Raw genomic sequence first — 18,959 nt, forward strand, 5'->3', positions numbered from 1 at the left:
GGGAAATGGCAAATTTAAGTCGATCTTAACAAACACCTCCTAATGTCGTTGATTGACGATGATGTCGGTTGACCGCCAGCGCCTGCACAATGACTGTGAGAGGTCTGACACGCTTCTGGACAGCGATGGCAGAGACTTGCCGCTCAAGACATGTCGTCCTTATCCGGAAATCGCTTTGCATTTGCTGCCTCAATCGCTCAACCAAACGCGCCAAAGACGCGTATTCGGCCAGGCGACATGGCTTTGGAGAAGCTGGACCCATGTTCATAGATCGCTTGCTGTCGCGTTTCCGCATTCAGACCAAGGTGTTGATTTTCATCCTTCCCTTCGTCGTCACCATCGGCGCGGTCGGCTTCACCGGTCTCTATGCCTCCGGCCTGCTTCAAGGCCGAATGGAGATTTCCAACAGCGTGCTGCAATCCTTGAGCGGCTTTCGCGATGTGTCTATCGCGATGACGGAATTTCTCGACAAGGCCACAGAGCAAAGCCGCAATGCGGTCACCGAGAAGCTGAAAGAACAGCAGCGGGTGCTCAAGCGCACGCTGGATCAACTCGATGCCAATGCCGATGGCCGAAGCGAGTTGGAAAAGGCTTCGACCGCCGTCGATGGCGTTGTCAGCCACATGGGCACGCTTTGGTCGCTGCACGAAACGGAAGCCAACCTGATCAAGGATATGAACCAGGGCACCGCCAATATTGTCGCAGCCCAGAATGATCTGTCCGAGGCCATGAAGAAAGTGACCCTGTCGATCCAGGCTGACGAGACCGCCGCCAAGCAAATGCTGCGCGACGCCGACAAAATTGCACTGACCAGCGGTTTTCTGACGGATATCAATCGCAAATTCGGCAGCCTTCCAACCCCGGAAGAGAAATTCGACTACGTCGCGGCCAATCTCGCCGAAATGAAGACTCGCCAGCCACCCCTGGCCGCTGCCCTGCCGGAAAAGAACAAATCCGCTGCCCGGACCATCGAGACCATCATCAAGGATCTCGGCGACATGGTAACAGCAGGCGACAAATCGCCGGAAGTGGCCGAAGCCATGGCAACCAAGTTGCGGAATTTTACCCAGCTGTCCGCCTATCTCGGCCTTGCCGCACAACAGAAAATGAAGGATGCCACAGCCCGCTTCGGCGAAATGGACGTGCCGCTTGAAAAGGCGCAGCTGCTTTTGACCGACGGGCGCGGCCTGATCGATGCCGCCTACAGGTTCCAGATCACCACCGCCAGCTTCATGCTGGCGCCAACAGAGCAAAATCTCACCAGCCTGCGTCGGGAATTCGCCGGGTTAAAAACAGCGCTCGCTGCACTCAAGGGCACATCCGGCTCGTTTGGCCTCTATGCGCCGCTTGAAGCCAAGCTGTCGCCCGCCATCGCCGTGATGGAAAAGGCCAGCACCGAACTGGTCAAGATCAGCCAGGATCGTCAGACCAATTTCCAGACCGCCAGCACCGATCTCGACCGAATCTGGCAGCAGTTGACGTCTTTTGCCGAAATGCAAAAAGTCAGCGCCGGGGAAGAACGTCGTGACGCCAATTCGATTTCCATCGGCGCCATGACCCTCGGCCTGCTGATTTCACTGTTTGCCGGTATCGGCCTCGTTCTCACCTTCAAGGGACCGATCGGCCAGATCACCGCCGCTATGCGTCGCCTGGCCGATGGCAAGCTGGACACCGGCATCAGCGGCGAAGCCCGTGTCGATGAAATTGGCGAAATGGCCCGCGCGCTCGGCGTGTTCAAGCAGAATGCACTGTCGAAAATCGAGATCGAGCAGCGCAGCGAGGCTGAGCGCAATGAAGCAGAGGAAGAACGACGCCGTAACGACGCTGAAAAACAGGCCGTCGACCGGCAGATCGAATTTGCCGTTAACGCTTTGGCAGGTGGATTGGGGCGGCTGGCCAGCGGCGATATCTCCGTCACCATCGATACGCCTTTTACCGGCCGCCTGGAACAATTGCGCGTCGATTTTAACACGTCGCTGCAAAACCTTCAGGACACGATGCGCCAGATCCGCGCCAATACCTATATGATCCAGCGCAATGCAGGCGAAATGACCGCTGCCGCTGATGACTTGGCCAAACGCACCGAACAGCAGGCCGCATCGTTGGAACAGACCGCCGCCGCCGTCGATGAAATCACCGTCACGGTGAAATCCTCGACCGAGCAGGCGCAAGCCGCCAACACCATCGTTGCCGAGACAAAAACCGCTGCCGATACCTCCTCCAAGGTTGTCGCCAGCGCCATCGATGCCATGGGCCGGATTGAAAATGCCTCCGGCCAGATTGTCCAGATCATCGACGTCATCGACGAAATCGCCTTCCAGACCAACCTTCTGGCCCTGAACGCCGGCGTCGAAGCCGCCCGTGCTGGCGAAGCGGGCAAGGGCTTTGCGGTTGTTGCCCAGGAAGTACGCGAACTGGCGCAACGCTCGGCCAATGCCGCCAAGGATATCAAGGCGCTGATCAACACGTCGAGCACGGAAGTCGCCGCCGGTGCAAAGCTGGTACAGCGCACCGGTGAGGTTTTGGCAGAGATCTCAACGAAAATCGTCAATGTCTCGCAGCGCGTCGAAGCGATTGCTCTGGCCAGCCGCGACCAGTCAACAGCCTTGGGCGAGGTCAATTCCGCCGTCAACGGCATGGACCAGATGACCCAGCGCAATGCCGCCATGGTCGAGGAAACCAATGCCGCCACCCGCCAATTGGCCGACGAAGCCGATACGCTGATGGGTCTGGTCGATCAGTTCAAGCTTGGTGCCGATCCAAGAGACCGGGCACAAACCAGAGCCGCCTGAACAAAATCAAGGCTTTCAACAAATCGAGCCGGTGGGGAAACCCGCCGGTTCACGCATTTTAAGGCCTTGTTTCCAGGCTTTGACCAGAACTTGCTTGACTTGAAGGTGGAGCCGCTTCTTAAACACAGCGGCTTCGTCCATCTGGAAAGTGAGTTCTCTCGTGCGCTACTTCATCACCGGCACTGCTGGCTTTATCGGTTTTCATCTGGCCCGCCGCCTGCTTCAGGATGGCCATACCGTCACCGGCTATGACGGCATGACCGCCTATTACAATCTGAAACTCAAAGAAGCCCGCAACGCCGCTCTTGCCCAGTTTCCAAGCTTCACCGGCGTGATCGGCATGTTGGAGGACCGCGCAGCGCTTGAGCAGGCCGTGGATCAGGCCAAGCCCGACGTCATCATCCATCTCGCTGCCCAGGCAGGCGTGCGCTACAGTCTTGAGAACCCGAAAGCCTATCTGGATTCCAACCTGATCGGCTCCTGGAACATTGTCGAAATCGCCAGGCAATTGCAAATCGGCCATTTGATGCTGGCCTCCACCTCATCGATTTACGGTGCCAATCCGCAAGTGCCGTTCCGCGAAACCGACCGCGCCGACGAGCCGATGACCTTCTATGCCGCCAGCAAGAAGGGCATGGAGCTGATGGCCCATAGCTACGCGCATCTCTACAAAGTGCCGACCACGGCCTTCCGGTTCTTCACCGTCTATGGCCCCTGGGGTCGCCCGGACATGGCGCTGTTCAAGTTCATGAAGGCCATGCTGGCCGATGAAGCCATCGAGATCTATGGCGAAGGCAAGATGAGCCGCGATTTCACCTATATCGACGACCTGATCGACAGTGTAATCGCGCTGTCAGCCATTCCCCCTGGCGAGGAAAACCGGGTACGCACCCCGGAAAACCTGGATACGCTCTCCCATAACGCGCCATTCCGCGTCATCAATATCGGCGGTGGCCAGCCGATTGCGCTGATGGATTTCATCGAGACCATCGAGACCATCATGGGCCGCCCGACCAAGCGCAAAATGCTGCCGATGCAGCAGGGCGACGTGCCTCGCACCTTCGCCAGCCCCGACCTTCTGGTGGCGCTCACCGGCCAGAAACCGACGACCACCCTGGATGTCGGCGTCAAGGCCACCATGGACTGGTATTTGGAGCATTATCGCCAGCTTGGGCTGTGATGAGCGGGGCAGTCATGCTTGACTTAAAGAGCGTGCAAATACCTCACATCCATCAGAGATGTGAGGCATAAAGCCCCTCACCCCGCCTGCCGTTGCTCCACCAACTCCTTGACCAGCCGCGCCGTTTCTGCGGCACCGTTCAGCGAAACAGACAGTTTTTTAGGAACCTTCAATTTCAGCGCCTTGGTGATGGCCTTTGCCATGGCCTCACCATCAAGGCCGTCCTCGCCGATGACCACGGCCAGGCCCAGCGCCTCCAATTTTTCCGCCCGCACCGTCTGCTCGGTTTCGCCGCCTGCCGCAAATGGCACCAGCAGCGCCGGGCATCTGGCCCGCAACAGATCGCAGACGGTGTTATATCCCGCCTGTGAAATCGACAGTTTGGCCTTGGGCAACAAGGCCGGAAAATCCGGGCGAAAGCGATGGAGTGCGACAGTGCCGGGCGCGCGCTGGGTAAAGCGCTCGTAATCGGCCTCAGGCAGATTGGGTCCAGTAATCAGGCACCAGCGCAGCTGTTCACCGAGATCACCGCCGAGATTATCGCGGGCATCCAGCGCCGCTTCGATCAAGGCGGCACCGACCGCCCCTCCTCCCGCCGAGATGACGATGTCGAAGACCTCTTCTGCCGGATCCGGCTCAGGCGCAGCAACCAGGCCGGTATAATGCAGCTTGTCGCGAATGGTCTTTGCCAGCGGAAACGTCTCTTCCAGCTCGACGAATTGCGGATCGCCATGCACCAGAACGCCATCGAAATGGTCCTGTACCAGCTTGACCGTTTCCTTGTCGCGGCCGGGCTTGCGGTTTTCCTGCAAGATGTCGCGCACCGAACTCAGCAGCAACGGCTTGGGATGCGTGGCCTTGATCGCGTCCAGCAGCGGCAAAAGCTCGAAGCGCACCTGCCGGCGACCGAACGGAAAAGCCTCGATGATGACCACATCAGGCCGCACCGCCTCGAAAGCCGCCAACAGCAGGGCCGACCGGCTTGTCTCGAAACTCGCATCAACCGGCTTGCCTTCACTATCGACCAGACCGGCAAAGCCGGTGGCTGAGACAACGGCGGGCAATTGCACATGCTCGATCCCCGGTCCCGGAAAGCCCTTGACCGATGTTCCGCCCGTCACCAGCGTGACCGACAGTCCAGATTCTGCCATGGCCTCGGCCAATCGGCTGGCGCGGGCCAGATGGCCAATACCCAGCAAATGCTGCACATAAAAGAATACCCGTTTCGGGCGAAGAGTCATGTACGTTTGCTCCTGGGGAGTTTCTGCTTTTCACAGAATGGCGAGACGCAAAGAATGCCATATCACGCGCCGTCAAAGGCATATTTCCTGAAATCAGCCCCTATGCAAGCGCTTATTGACGGCCAGAAAACAAGTCCGTCAGGTCACGGATGCTGTTGCGGTAATCGAAATCACGCCGCACCTTGCCCTCGGCGGCGGACCCGAGCCGGGCGCGCAAGGCCGGATCACGCATGGACTTCTCCAGTGCCAAAGCCAGCGCCTGCGCATCATCAGGCTCCACCAGCAGTCCATTTTCGCCATCGACAAACAGTTCGGATATCCCCGAGACCTTGGTGCTGACCGGCATCAGCCCTTGGCTTGCAGCCTCCACCAGCACATTCGGCAGGCCATCGCGGTCGCCATCGGCGGTAATCCGGCAGGCAAGTGCGAAAAGATCGCTGTCACGGTAATGGGTCAGCACATCGCGCTGGTCCATCGCGCCTTTCCAGGTGATGCGACTGGCAATGCCAAGCTGATCCGCCAAGGCCTGCAACCGAACCAGTTCGTCACCGCCCCCGATATGGGTAAAATGCCAGTTGAGATCGGCGGGAAGCGCTGCGAGCGCGCTCAGCAGCACATCATAGCCCTTTTTTTTCACCGCCCGGCCCACCGACAGCAACAGCAGCGGATCGGCGGAGGCAGAACCGTCGCGGGCCGGACGCACGCCCTCGAAATGCGGAAACCGATCAAGATCGAGCCCGTGGTAGCTTAAGTGGACACTGCCACGTCCATCGGCCAGAGCGCTCAACCGGTCGAAACCGACTTTCGTGCAGGTCACCACCCAGGCGGCATGGGCCAGCTTGTCGGCCAGATCCCAACTTTCCGATGTCCAGATATCCTTGGCATGGGCCGAAACGCTGAACCCCCTGCTGCCAAGCAGGCTGGCATAAAAGGCGACCGAGGCGGGCGTGTGGATGAAATGCGCATGCAGCCAATCCGCCTTTACAGGCCATTCGGCCACCAGCACCATGGCCTGACCCAGACGGCGAAACCGGTTGCGGGAGAAATCGCGCCTTAAATCCTTGAAAAACTGCGTGAGAACCGGGCGAAAACCGGGCAGACGCCGCACGGCCCACAGGGCTTTCAGCACGCGCGCCGGTTCTTCATGCAGATATTCCGGCAGGTAATGCACCGGCGCCTGGATCTCATCATGGACGGGATGACGCTTTTTGTCAGTCGGGCGGCGCATGGCCACCAGTTCCAGCGCAAAGCCAGCCTGCTCCAGGCCCAGCAATTCCTGGGCGATAAAGGTTTCCGACAGGCGCGGGTAGCCTTTCAGTAAAACAACGATCTTTGTTGGCTTCGGCACGATACTACCCTTGCACCACCGAGAGACGTCCGGCACCGCGCTCCTCCAGACAATCGGCAACGATGCGGGAAATGGTCGGCAAGCCCTCGAGATGCATGCCCGGCGCACTGATCGAGGGCGGATCGCGCTTCAATACGGCCTTGATCGCCTGGGCAAACGCCATGGCATCGCTGGATTGGTCGGGCAGGACCATGCTGACCAGACCCAGTTCGCAAGCGCGGGTGGCACGGATCAGCTGTTCCTCGCGCGGCTCGGTGCGCGGCACAATCAGGGCCGGTTTATCGAAGGACAGAATTTCGCAATAGGTATTATAGCCGCCCATCGCCACCACCGCCTTGGCACCGGCGATCAGATCTTCCATGCGGTTGTCGAATTCGATCATCGTCAGCTTGGGATGGCGCGATCCCGCCTCCATAAATTTCTGCCGCAAGTCGGCGGGCATATAAGGCCCAAGCACCACCAAAGCCGGCTGATCCAGCGTCGGATCGGCCTGATAGGCGGCAATCACATCACGCACCAGATCGCCGCCATCGCCACCGCCACCGGTGGTCACCAGCAGATAATCTTCCTGGGGCGAGTGGTCGGACCGGGTTCCCGTCAGGGCATTGCGTTGCAGGAAGCCGACGAAACGCATTTTGGAGCGCAAGGCCTGCGGCGCGTCGATACCGGTCAGCGGATCGTAGAAATCGGGCGGCCCATAGACCCAGACGTCATCATAGAGCCGGGCGATCTTGGCCAGAACATCATTGCGCTTCCATTCCGCTTCCAGAAGATGCGGCGCATCCATCACGTCGCGCAGGCCGAGCACCAGTTTCGTGCCGCGGGTTTTCAGATAGGTCAGCGTGTCCTCCACTTCGCCGCGCAGGCCAAGCGGTTCCTTGTCGATGATGAACATATCAGGCTCGAAACTTTCCGCCGTATGGCGGATGATCGACTGGCGCATTTTCAACGTCTCATGCAGATCGATATGGCGATCCATCGAGGTATATTCGCCATTGCGCAGCTTGATGACGCTGGGAATTTTGACGAAATCGACCCGGGCGCGATAATCGAACGCACCGGCAATCGTCGCACCGGAAATGATCAGCACTTGCAGGCCGCGATAATCCTCCACCAGCGAATGGGCAATGGTGCGGCAGCGGCGCAAATGGCCGAGACCGAACGTGTCATGGCTGTACATGAGGATGCGGGCTTGCCCCAGTCGTCTCGACATGTGGTCAGTCTCTCCGAGAAGTGTCACTGCATGGAACCGTCAATCCGGACGGATTGAGCAACAGCCATGGAAATGGATAAGGGTCGCCGTTCCTGTTTATAGCGATCACTTATATGGATCTGCGGCATCCCTAAGACCATCCCCTAGAAAATTGAAGGCAAGAATGATCACGATGACGGGAACGACCGGGAACAGCAGCCAAGGATAAAGTGCAATCACATTGACCGAGCGCGCCTCTGTCAGCAACACACCCCAGCTGGTAATTGGTGGACGAAGGCCAAGCCCTAGAAAACTCAGGGTTGTTTCGCCCAGGATCATGCCGGGAATGGTCAGCGTCGCGCTGGCAATCAGATGTGACATGAAGCCGGGAATGAGATGACGGCCGATGATACGGGCGCTTCCCGATCCCATCATCTGGGCGGCCAGCACGTAATCTTCCTCGCGCAGCGCCAGCAGCTTGGAGCGCACCGCCCGCGCCAGCCCCGTCCAGTCCAACAGGCCGAGAATGAAGGTGATACCGAGATAGACCAGCAGCGGGCTCCAGTCCGGCGGCATGATCGCCGCCAGCGCCAGCCACAGCGGAATGCTGGGAATGGAATGCAGCACTTCGGTAACGCGCTGCACGACCATGTCGAACCAGCCGCCCCAATAGCCCGCCAGCCCGCCGATGACGATACCAAGCACGAAACTGGTCATCACGCCCAAAAGGCCGATGGTCAGCGAAATCCGGGCGCCGTAGAGAATACGCGACATCACATCACGGCCCAGCCGGTCGGTGCCGAGCAGGAAGAAAGTGCCACCTTGCGCCGGACAGACCAGATGCAGATCACTGTCCACCAGACCCCAGAAACGATAGCTATCGCCCCGGCAGAAAAACCGCAGCTTCTGCACCTGTTGCGGATCTTCGGTATAAACCCGTTTCAGCGTATCCATATCCAGCGACATCGTCCGCCCATAGACGAAAGGCCCGACAAACCCGTTTTCATCGAACAGATGCACGGCCTGCGGCGGCGCATAGATCTGATCGACATTACGGGTATGGACATTGTAGGGAGCCAAGAATTCGATGATGACAATCATCAGATAGGCCGCCAGCAGCAGCATGCCGGAATAATAGGCCAGTTTGTGCCGCTTGAACCGCCACCAGGTCAGGCGAAATTGCGAGGCCTGATCGACCGGTGAGCGTCGGGATGTGACCTCGTCCTCCGCCGCATAGGGATCGAAAGGCAAAGGCGAGACGTAATGCGGTATCGCGCCACCAGTGGAGGGGCCAGCGTGTGTGTCGCTCATTTGCTGCGCCCTCCCTGCAAACGGATACGCGGATCAAGCAGCGCCAACGCGATGTCCGAGATCAGCACGCCGATGACCGTTAGCACCGCCAGGAACATCAGAAACGATCCGGCCAGATACATGTCCTGGTCCTGGAGCGCCCGGATCAGCATCGGGCCGGTGGTTTCCAGCGACAGCACGACAGCGGTGATTTCCGCCCCGGAAATGATTGTCGGCAAGATGGAGCCGATATCGGAAATGAAGAAATTCAACGACATGCGCAGCGGATATTTGATCAGCACCCGAAACGGATGCAGCCCCTTGGCGCGCGCCGTCATCACATATTGCTTGTGCAGCTCGTCCAGCAGATTGGCCCTGACACGGCGCACCATGCCGGCGGTGCCAGCCGTGCCGATGATGATCACCGGAATCCACAAATGCTCGAGGATGGATTTGAACTTGTCCCAGCTCATCGCCTGACCCAGAAAGCGCTGGTCCATCAGATGGCCGATAGAGATGCCGAACCAGATATTGGCGAAATACATCATGACAAGCGCCAGGATGAAATTTGGCACGGCGATGCCGATCAGGCCCAGCAGGGTCAGCCCGTAATCGCCCCAGCTATACTGATGGGTGGCGGAATAGATGCCGATCGGAAAGGCCAGCAGCCAGGTGACCGCGATGGTGACGGTGGAAACCAGGATGGTCAGCCAGACCCGGTCTCCCACCACATCGGCCACCGGCATGCGATATTCGAAGGAATAGCCGAAATCGCCCTGCACGAAGCCAGTCACCCAGTTGAAATAGCGGATCGGCGCAGGCTGATCGAAACCGTAGCGCGCCTTCAAATCCTCGATTTCCTGCAAATCGGCTTTTTCACCGATAGCCCGCATTTCCTCGACATAGCTTTCAAAGTAATCGCCGGGCGGCAGCTCGATAATGGTGAAGACCAGCATGGAAATCATGATCAGCGTCGGGATCATCACGGCAATGCGCCAGAGAATATAGCGGATCATGTCGCATCCTCATCATACCAGAATGTATCCGGCATATAGACGCCGAGTTGGGAGGTCGGGACGAAGCCAAACAGGCCTTTTTCCGGCAGGTTCCTGAGCTTTCGCGATTTCACCACCGGCTGCAAGGCGGAATTGACGATGCCGATGGTAAAGACCTGATCGGTATAGAGCCGCAGCATGTCATGCCAGATCGCCGTGCGCTCCTCCAGCAGATCGGACTGCCGCCAGGCCCGAAACAGGTCGAGCAAGGCCCGCGCCTCGGCAATTTCCGGCGCCCGGCCATCGCCGCCGCCCGACAGCGTATGCAGGCCCCAGAGCGGCCATTGTAGCTGATCGTCACTGGTCGGCGCCAATTCGCGTGGCGACATATCGGCGGTCGGCACGCCATTGTCCAATCCCTGCCAGACGGCCATCACCGTCTCGCCATTGGTGATGCGGCGGCGAAACAGCTCGCGATGTGAGATATGCACGAACAGCCGGAAGCCGATCTTGCGGAAGTGATCGGTAATCAGCTCCAGCACGTCGGAATCGAAGGAGCTTTCCCCGGTGCTCTCGACAATCAGCACCGCCTCGCGCCCATCCGGCAACAGGCGAAGGCCATGCCGGTCAGGGCGCTCAAGGCCCGCCTCATCCAACAGCGCATTGGCCTGATCGGGGTCGAACCCGGCCCAGGCATCGCGATATTCCGGCTTGAACAGCGGACTTTCGGGCAGGATGGCATTGGCGGAAGCCTGAGCCAGGCCGAAAAACACTGCTTTGTTGACTTCTTCGCGGTTGATGGCCAGAGACAGCGCCCGGCGCACCCGGACATCGAGCAGCACCTGACGCCAGACCAGATCCTTGCAATTCAGGTTCGGCATCAGCGCGATGCGCGCTCCTTGGGTGCGCTTCCACAGATCGACCTTGATCGGATAGCGTTTCTCGGCGTTTTTGAGGAAGGTGTAATCGGCAAAATCCAGATTGGTGAATTGCAGATCGCTTTCGCCCGTGCCGGTCTTGGCCGAAATCAGGTCGCCGGAACCAACGCCCATCACAACCTTGTCGATATAGGGCAGTTGCAAGCCGTTCTCGTCCACCCGGTGATAGAAGGGATTGCGCTCGAAGATGAACTGGCCCGATGGCGGCGCGGTCCGGGGGAGCCAGGCATCCAGCGTCGGCAGATCGGGATTTTCCGGGCGGACGATGCGCGACATTTTCTGATGCAGCGCCACCCAGTCCTGCACGCCGTTTCGTTTGGCCAGCTCCTCCAGCTTTTCCTTGGTCTGGTATTTGTGGTGGAACTGCTTGAGATAGGCGCCGGGCATCATCAGACGCGTTGCGGTCGGGGCGGCAAGCTCGGCCAGGAAATCCGGATTAGGGTCCTCCCAGGTATAACGAACGGTCAGCGCGTCCAGCACCTCGAAGACCGGCTCCTTGTCATTGACCCGGAAGACCGTGGGAATTCCGCCCTTATGAAGCTTCTTGTCATGGAACATGTCTTCCCAGACATAGCGGAAATCCTCTGCCGTAAACGGCGAACCGTCCGACCAGCGATGGCCGTCGCGCAGGTGGAAGGTAAAGATCCGCTCCTCGACTACCTCGAACCGTTCCAGCAGATCCGGCTGGAAATTGAAGACGAGATCATAGCCGATCAGCCGGCAGTAACAATTGATCGGCATATATCTGATATCGCGCTGGCCGCCGATCAACATGCGGATCGTCCCGCCATAGCGTCCGGGCGCTCGCTCAGGCCCTTCAAGGGGCACGACACGCGGCACTTTCGGCAGGCGCTCAGCCATTGGTGGCAGTTGACCCGCCTCGACCTTGGCTTTCAGCAGTTCCGGTTCGCCTGGATGCGACGCCGCCAGAAGCGAGCGCGGTAGAAAGACGGCTGACATCAGCGCAAGCGCCCGACGGCGGGTAAGGTGGTGGGGGATCACGAGCGCAACTCCCTTGCATCCACCTCACGGCGGGCCAAAACCAGATGGCCACCACCCAGATCGGCATGGGCAAGCGTTGCCGGATCACCTTCATCGTGAAAATGCCTGGCCCAGCGCTTTTTGGCAGCCAGCGACGGTTCTCCGATCAGGTTGAAATCCATCGGATGATCCAGGTTGGGCAGCGGAACCGCTGCCAGCAATTTCTTGGTATAGGGATGGACCGGATCGCGCATGATCACCTCGCAAGGGGCAATCTCGACAATACGGCCCGCATACATCACCGCCACCCGGTCGGCCATGTAATTCACCACGGCCAGATTGTGGGAAATGAACAGATAGGTCAGGCCAAGCTCACTCTTCAAATCCTTCATCAGGTTGAGGATTTGTGCCTGCACCGAGACATCCAGTGCCGAGACCGGCTCATCGCAGATCACAAGATCCGGCCCCAGCGCCAGCGACCGGGCAATGCCGATCCGCTGCCGCTGACCACCGGAAAAACTATGCGGATAGCGGCCTAATGCCGTCTCAGGGAGACCAATCGCATGGATCAGCCGGTTGACCAGATCCAGCCGAGCGGCCCGGTTGCCACGCTCATGAATTTCCAAGGGTTCACTGATGATGCCGCGCACCGTCATGCGCGGCGACAGCGAAGAGACAGGGTCCTGAAACACCATCTGGATGCGGGTACGCAGGTCTTGCAGCTTTGAGCCTTCAGCCTTCAGCATATCCAGCGGGCCATCGGCACCATGATAGACAGCCGTACCGTGATCAGCCGTGACGCCGCGCATCAAAATCTTGCTGAGCGTGGTCTTGCCGCAACCGCTTTCGCCCACCAAGCCTAAGGTTTCACCGCGAAAAATATCGAAGGAGACATCGTTGACGGCCAAAGTCGGCGAAGATGGGCGCGAGAAAAACCCGTTCGAGCCCTTGGACTGGAAAGATTTGGAAATATTGCGCACCGAGAGCAACACGCCATCGCCGCCGGACGGCACGCGACATTTGTCCATCAACCGGCCGGTATCGACGCGGATTTCCCGAAGCGGCTTCAGGCGCTCGTTGCGGTCCATGTCGAAATGCGGCACGGCCTGCATCAGGCCCTTGGTATAGGCATGTTGCGGCGCGCTAAAAATTGCCTCAACCGGGCCGGATTCCATCACCTCGCCGCGATAGATCACCACGACTTCATCAGCCAGACTGGCGACAACACCCAGATCATGGGTGATCAGCAGGATCGCCATGCCAAGCTTTTCCTGCAATTCCTTCAAAAGCTTGAGGATCTGCGCCTGGATGGTGACATCAAGCGCCGTGGTTGGTTCATCGGCAATCAGCAGTGCCGGATTGCAGATCAGCGCCATGGCAATCATCGCCCGCTGGCGCATGCCGCCGGACAGTTCGAACGGATACATGGTCGCCACACGGGCCGGGTCGTTGAACCCGACCAGACCCAGCATTTCCTCCAGCCGCTCCTGGCGTTCGCGCGGCGAAAGCGTGGTGTGGACCCGCAACACTTCCTCGATCTGATTGCCGACGGTATGGACCGGCGAGAACGAGGTCATCGGCTCCTGGAAGATCATGCCGATCCGGTTGCCGCGAATCTGGCGGATCTGACGACCATCATAGGGCAAGGACAGCAGATCGACCTGGGCTGCCTTTTGCGGATCATTAAAAACAACCCGGCCATTGATCTGTGCCAGGTTGGACTCGATCCCCATGATCGAGCGTCCAAGCACGGATTTACCCGACCCGGATTCACCGACCAGCGCCGTGACCTTGCCGGGCCGCAGCACCATGCTGAAAGACTTGACCGCCTGGATGCTTGCGCCCAACAGGGGAAAAGACACACTGATATTATCCACATAAAGCAGATCTGCGCATTCTGCCATGCGTCACTTTTCCCAACCCGTCTTATGACTTTGTAGGTACCGTATCTTAGCAAATCATTGATGTCTATCGCTGACACACATGCTTTAATCGCGACCCGGACATGGCTTTACGGCTTGCACATGTCAGTTTTTTATCGGTAGGACTGAAGACTGATAAAATGGACCTGTAATCGTGAGTCATGACCTTCCACCCCGACAGAAAAGTCGCGCCATAATTGCCCAAAGCCTGGAGCTTGCCCGTAAGCGGGAGCCTGAGGCGGCAAAAGCCATACTGGATGGCCTGGCTGGCGACCATGGCTTGCTGGCGCAGGCCGAATTGGGGCCGGACACCGCCCTTGGCTTGCCGCGCAAACTGCATTCAGCCTATCTGAAGCTGGCCAAGATCGCGGGCGACCGGCTGCGGGTCACCGGGCTGCAATATACACTTGCGCCACCGCCGGACCTGCTTTTGCCGTTTTCGCGCTTCAGCAGCGATGAGCGGCGAGATATGGCGGTGCTGAACCGCGTGCCAGTCCCAAGAGTGCTGCACCAGATCTGGCTCGGAACACTCGCCCTACCACCCGCCTGCCAGGCCTGGGCCAACCACTGCGCCCGCCATGGCTTTGCCTATCGGCTGTGGCGCGAGGCCGACCTTGAAGCACAGGGGTTTGACCAGCATCCAAGCTTTAAAGCCATGCTGGCGCGTAGCGACTATCCCGGTGCCGTGGATGTGGCGCGCTATCTGATCCTTGAGCAATTCGGCGGGATTTACCTCGACTGCGACTGGTATCCGGCCCGCGACGATATCGGCTTTGCCGATTGCCTGCCTCTGACCGGGCTTGCCGCCCTTGCCGAGGACACGCCGCGTCAGACCGGCCTTGGTAGCTTGCTGCTAACCAATTCCTTGGTCGCCAGCCCGCCCGGCCATCCGGTCTTTGCGCGGATTATCGAGACCATGCCGCAAGCCATGGCGCTGCTGCCGGATGCCCCCGCCTGGTGGTCCACCGGGCCGCTGCTGATGACCGTGGTGTTTCGCGGCACCAGCTTTACCGTTCCCGACGCGAGCCTCATTGCCGCCAATCTGGAGCGCGGCGCGCCGTTTGCCGAGGTGGAGACGGCGCGGGATGCGGCCCTGGCCACGGATGGCGGATTACTGATCGGTTGGAAATCCTGGTAGGTGCTTATGCTTGCCGCTGAAGCAATGTCCGCGCACTTTCCCAGCGGCAGGCCGGATGGGTGGCGGTCAGGGCGAACAGCCGCGTCAGGAAATCCCAGACCGTTTGGTCATGAACCAGATGATGGGTGAGGATGCCGATGGCCTGTAAAGGCTCAGATTCTGGGGCGAGATAGGCAGCCAGTTCCGCAAACAGGATATCGGCATCACGCCCACCCCGCGTCCCGCGCCAGTCCATTACATCCACATGGGTGTTGAGGAGAGCCAAGACCGCCCCTCGCTTCTCCCGGCCAAACACCGACAGCGCAGTAAAGCCGAGACCGGGCAGCGCTGGCAGCAAAGCCTTGTCGATCCGGTTCCAGGGCGGCACCAGCATCGGCAGCAACTGTTCACCGTAAAGTCCGCGCAGCTTGGCCAATCCATGGCGCAGCTCCTCCAGGACGATTGCTGCCGGGCGATGCCCACCCAGTTCCTGCTTCTTTTCGCCCGGACCAGCATGGCTCTGGTGGTTCCAACCATGCACGGCAATGGTGGCCAGGGATTCTGCCCGCAGCAATCCGGCCAGCGTCACACCCGTCGGCTCGGGAATGACCGCCAGCGTTAGCGGTATCTGGAAGCGGCGGGCAAGCGCCAGCAGGGTCTCCAAGGGACCGCTCGGCTCAACCGCATCGTCATCCCGTAGCCAGAATTTGACCGCCTTTCCCTGGGTGGCGAGATCATCGAGGCACTGTCTCAAGAGAATTTCAGACATTATGATTCCCGCCTTCCGATTCCAGTTTAGCGTTATCGCCCAGACACTGTTCCAGAACAGTGGAAAGCCGGGCGCTGGCCGCCTCAATCGAGCGATCCTGCTCGACCATCTTGCGCGCCGCCTGCGCCATTGTCTGGCGTTGGGACGCATCGGTCAGCAGGGTCGCGATGGCTTGCGCATAGGCAGACGCGTCGCCGGGCGGCGTTAAAAATCCCGTGACACCGGGCGCAACCACTTCCGGCACGCCCGCCACGGCCTCGGCCACGACCGGCAGGCCTGCCGCCTGGGCTTCCAGATAGGCAAGGCCATAGGCTTCGCCATGGCCCGGCCAGACATAGACCGATGCGGTCGATAAGATCTCGGCGACGACTTGCGGCGGTTGCTCGCCCAGGAATTCGACTCGATCCGGCGGAAAGCCGGAAAACAGCGCCCGTACCTCGGCCCCACAAGGTCCATCACCCACCACCTTCAGCCGCCAGGCAAGATCGGGCAGCAGTGCCAGCGCCTTGGCCAGCGCGCCATAGCTGCTGATCTTATCGCCGGGGCGCATCATTGCAACGGTTGCCAGCAGATGTTGCTCTGGCTGCCGCGGGCGGACAAGAAAGGCCTGCGCATCGATAAAAGGGGTTAGCCTAGCCAGCCGGGCTTGTGGAGCGACGGCCTGCAAACCCTGCATATCCCGCGCCGTCAGGCAGAGATTGACAGCGGCGGTCCTGATCGTATCCAGCAACATATCCTGAAAACCAGCCCAGACGCCCAGATTGCGCCGCTGCGAATAGGAGGCCTCGGCGGTGACATAGGGGATCGCGAACCGGTGGCAGAGCGGTGGGCCGATCAGGTCCGGTGCTTTGTAATACGGGTGATAGCAAAACCACAGATCCGGTTTGCCCTGGCGCTGATAAAGCCCGGCCAGCCGCTCAATCTCCTCCTGCGCCGCCTCGGCCAGATCCGGCAGAACCGTCTCCGGCGTCGCGTGGAAACTGCGCAGATCGGAGGCCACGCTGACATCATGACCCGCCATCCGCAAAGCGCGCAGCAGGAGGCGCGCCATCAGCCGGTCGCCGGAGGGGATCGGATGATCGGGGGATTTCAACGGCGCGTAAAAGCCGATTTTCATGGGCAGCCTCATCGTCATGCAGGGACATGTGCGCAGTCCGCAGGCTGTTGCAAGAGGCAGATGCAGATTTCTCGCCACGCATCACAGCCGATCAACATTGCCCGACAAGATCATCGCACACCCTTGACATCCCATCATGCGAACCGCAACTGAAGCCGGTATTGAAATCGCCTGCGGAGCTTTATCCCACCATGTCCCATCATCCCGTTGCCGCCGAATTGCTGTCCGCCATCCAGTCCCGCCATGCCAAGGCAGCGGTGATCGGACTCGGCTATGTCGGCCTGCCATTGGCCATCAGTATTGCCAAGGCCGGATTCACAGTGATGGGCTTTGATATCGACGCCGCCAAGATCGATGCCATCGAGGCCGGGACAAGCTATATCGAGGCCGTGCCGGAGCATATTCTGCGCGAAGAATGCGCGGCGGGCCGTTTTTCCGCCACCTCGGATTTCCTGGCACTGGCCGATTATGACGTGATCGCCATCTGCGTACCAACGCCACTGACCAAGAACCGCGATCCAGATCTATCCTATGTGGAAAACACCTGCCGCCAGATTGCCAAGTCGCTGAGGCCCGGTCAGCTGATCGTGCTGGAATCCACCACCTATCCCGGCACCACGCAAGAAGTAGTAAAGCCGATCCTCGAACATTCGGAATTGCGGGCCGGAGAGCATTTCTTCCTCGGTTTTTCCCCTGAACGAGAAGATCCGGGTAACCGCGAGTTTGAAACCTCGACCATCCCGAAGGTCATCGCCGGCGATGGCCCCGACGCTTCGGCCTTGATGGCGGCCTTTTATGGCGCCGTGGTCAAAACCGTGGTGCCGGTCTCTTCCACCGCGACGGCGGAAGCCGTCAAGCTGACCGAAAACATCTTCCGCGCTGTCAATATCGCCTTGGTCAATGAATTGAAGCTGGTCTATGACGCCATGGGCATCGATGTCTGGGAGGTAATCGACGCTGCCAAAACCAAGCCCTTTGGCTATATGCCGTTTTATCCCGGCCCCGGCCTCGGCGGCCATTGCATTCCCATCGATCCGTTTTACCTGACCTGGAAATCACGCCAATATGACCAGCCAACCCGGTTCATCGAGCTGGCGGGCGAGATCAACACGTCCATGCCGCATCACGTCGTCTCCAGGCTGGCCGAAGCGCTGGACCGCAAGGCAGGAAAGGCGCTGAGCCGGTCGCGCGTGCTGATCCTGGGGCTGGCCTACAAGAAAAACGTCCCCGACATCAGGGAAAGCCCGTCGCTGCGGCTGATGGAGCTTATTCTGGAGCGCGGTGCCGAGGTCGCCTATTTCGACCCCTTCCTGCCCGAAATTCCGAAAACCCGCGAATATAGCCATCTGAAGGGCCGTCGCAGCATCGCCTGGAACCAGGAAAGTCTCGCCACCTTTGATGCCGTGCTGATCGCCACCGACCATGACACGGTCGATTACCAGCAGCTGGCCGATTGGTGTCCGCTGATCATCGATACCCGCAACGCCCTTGCCCGCCGCAACATTGCCGATCAGGCAGCGGGCCACACGATTGTGAAAGCGTGATCCCATGAGCCGTCTCGACAGTTTCATCAACCGCATGAGCGCCCAGCGCGATCTTTTGAACCATGTGCGTGATCACTACCCCCTGCCGGAAGGGCCGGTGCTGGAAATCGGCCTTGGCAATGGCCGGACCTTCAGTCATTTGCGGGAGAATTTCACCGGTCGTCGCATCATCGCCTTCGACCGGCAATTGGGCGCGCATAAAAGCTCCATTCCACCGGAAAGCGACCTGATCCTGGGGGAAATCGACCAGACCGGCCAGGACTTCATCGGCTGCGGCGCAGCCTTTGTCCACGCCGATATCGGCACTGGCTATCCCGATCGGGATGCGGTCACGCTGACCTGGCTGCCGGATATGGTGGCGGGAATGCTGCGGCCAGACGGCTATGCGCTCAGTGGCCTGCCGCTCAACCACGAAGCACTCGAGCCGTTACCGGTCCTCGATCATATCGAGAAAGACCGCTATTTCTTCTATCGCCGCCTGCCCTGATTTTTTGCATCGACATCGGTAATGCGAGGCATTTGCCTCAAATCCG

14 protein-coding genes are annotated in these 18,959 nt (G+C 59.5%); 5 read left to right on the forward strand and 9 right to left on the reverse strand.

Annotation, left to right across the window (positions count from 1 at the left end; translation table 11 throughout):
• The first annotated feature begins 260 nt into the window (after window positions 1–260).
• Both AVCG78_RS13255 and AVCG78_RS13260 read left to right on the forward strand, forming a co-directional pair.
• Window positions 261–2,792 (forward strand): methyl-accepting chemotaxis protein, encoded by a 2,532-nt coding sequence (locus tag AVCG78_RS13255; RefSeq protein ID WP_071204801.1) that lies wholly within the window; start codon window positions 261–263, stop codon window positions 2,790–2,792.
• Between the two features lie 160 nt (window positions 2,793–2,952).
• Complete coding sequence (locus AVCG78_RS13260; RefSeq protein ID WP_174089717.1) at window positions 2,953–3,972, forward strand: NAD-dependent epimerase/dehydratase family protein; 1,020 nt, start codon at window positions 2,953–2,955, stop codon at window positions 3,970–3,972.
• 77 nt (window positions 3,973–4,049) lie between these two features.
• Here the strand turns inward: AVCG78_RS13260 and AVCG78_RS13265 are convergent, their stop codons facing one another.
• The 7 genes from AVCG78_RS13265 to AVCG78_RS13295 all read right to left on the reverse strand — a co-directional run bounded on the left by AVCG78_RS13265 (window position 4,050) and on the right by AVCG78_RS13295 (window position 13,861).
• On the reverse strand, window positions 4,050–5,213 hold the full coding sequence (locus tag AVCG78_RS13265; protein WP_071204803.1) for a glycosyltransferase family protein: 1,164 nt from the start codon (window positions 5,211–5,213) through the stop codon (window positions 4,050–4,052).
• A gap of 112 nt (window positions 5,214–5,325) precedes the next feature.
• Window positions 5,326–6,561 (reverse strand): glycosyltransferase family 4 protein, encoded by a 1,236-nt coding sequence (locus AVCG78_RS13270; RefSeq protein WP_071204804.1) that lies wholly within the window; start codon window positions 6,559–6,561, stop codon window positions 5,326–5,328.
• A gap of 4 nt (window positions 6,562–6,565) precedes the next feature.
• Window positions 6,566–7,774 carry a glycosyltransferase family protein gene (locus AVCG78_RS13275; RefSeq protein ID WP_071584934.1) on the reverse strand — a complete coding sequence of 403 codons (1,209 nt, stop codon included), beginning with the start codon at window positions 7,772–7,774 and terminating at the stop codon, window positions 6,566–6,568.
• A 105-nt stretch (window positions 7,775–7,879) separates the two neighbouring features.
• Window positions 7,880–9,064: an ABC transporter permease gene (locus tag AVCG78_RS13280; RefSeq protein WP_071204805.1), complete on the reverse strand. Its 1,185-nt coding sequence runs from the start codon at window positions 9,062–9,064 to the stop codon at window positions 7,880–7,882.
• The gene (locus AVCG78_RS13285; protein ID WP_015917251.1) at window positions 9,061–10,059 is read right to left on the reverse strand and encodes an ABC transporter permease; all 999 of its coding nucleotides are present in this window, start codon (window positions 10,057–10,059) and stop codon (window positions 9,061–9,063) included. Before AVCG78_RS13285 ends, AVCG78_RS13280 begins: the two co-directional genes overlap by 4 nt.
• The gene (locus AVCG78_RS13290; RefSeq protein ID WP_156583098.1) at window positions 10,056–11,936 is read right to left on the reverse strand and encodes an ABC transporter substrate-binding protein; all 1,881 of its coding nucleotides are present in this window, start codon (window positions 11,934–11,936) and stop codon (window positions 10,056–10,058) included. Before AVCG78_RS13290 ends, AVCG78_RS13285 begins: the two co-directional genes overlap by 4 nt.
• 38 nt (window positions 11,937–11,974) lie before the next feature.
• Window positions 11,975–13,861: an ABC transporter ATP-binding protein gene (locus AVCG78_RS13295; protein ID WP_156583091.1), complete on the reverse strand. Its 1,887-nt coding sequence runs from the start codon at window positions 13,859–13,861 to the stop codon at window positions 11,975–11,977.
• Between the two features lie 172 nt (window positions 13,862–14,033).
• On the opposite strand from AVCG78_RS13295, the gene AVCG78_RS13300 reads away from it, so the two are divergent.
• Window positions 14,034–15,017 carry a glycosyltransferase family 32 protein gene (locus tag AVCG78_RS13300; RefSeq protein ID WP_234665064.1) on the forward strand — a complete coding sequence of 328 codons (984 nt, stop codon included), beginning with the start codon at window positions 14,034–14,036 and terminating at the stop codon, window positions 15,015–15,017.
• A gap of 4 nt (window positions 15,018–15,021) precedes the next feature.
• On the opposite strand, the gene AVCG78_RS13305 is transcribed toward AVCG78_RS13300, so the two are convergent.
• On the reverse strand, window positions 15,022–15,765 hold the full coding sequence (locus tag AVCG78_RS13305; protein ID WP_071204807.1) for a polysaccharide deacetylase family protein: 744 nt from the start codon (window positions 15,763–15,765) through the stop codon (window positions 15,022–15,024).
• On the reverse strand, window positions 15,758–16,882 hold the full coding sequence (locus AVCG78_RS13310) for a glycosyltransferase family 4 protein (protein WP_071584936.1): 1,125 nt from the start codon (window positions 16,880–16,882) through the stop codon (window positions 15,758–15,760). Before AVCG78_RS13310 ends, AVCG78_RS13305 begins: the two co-directional genes overlap by 8 nt.
• A 191-nt stretch (window positions 16,883–17,073) precedes the next feature.
• On the opposite strand from AVCG78_RS13310, the gene AVCG78_RS13315 reads away from it, so the two are divergent.
• A complete protein-coding gene (locus AVCG78_RS13315; RefSeq protein WP_071204819.1) occupies window positions 17,074–18,426 on the forward strand; it encodes a nucleotide sugar dehydrogenase in 1,353 nt (450 codons plus the stop codon).
• A gap of 4 nt (window positions 18,427–18,430) precedes the next feature.
• Window positions 18,431–18,913 carry a class I SAM-dependent methyltransferase gene (locus tag AVCG78_RS13320; protein ID WP_071204809.1) on the forward strand — a complete coding sequence of 161 codons (483 nt, stop codon included), beginning with the start codon at window positions 18,431–18,433 and terminating at the stop codon, window positions 18,911–18,913.
• The last annotated feature ends 46 nt before the right edge of the window (window positions 18,914–18,959 follow it).

It is taken from the genome of Gillisella vitis, from assembly GCF_021559775.1.
GTDB lineage: Bacteria > Pseudomonadota > Alphaproteobacteria > Rhizobiales > Rhizobiaceae > Allorhizobium > Allorhizobium ampelinum.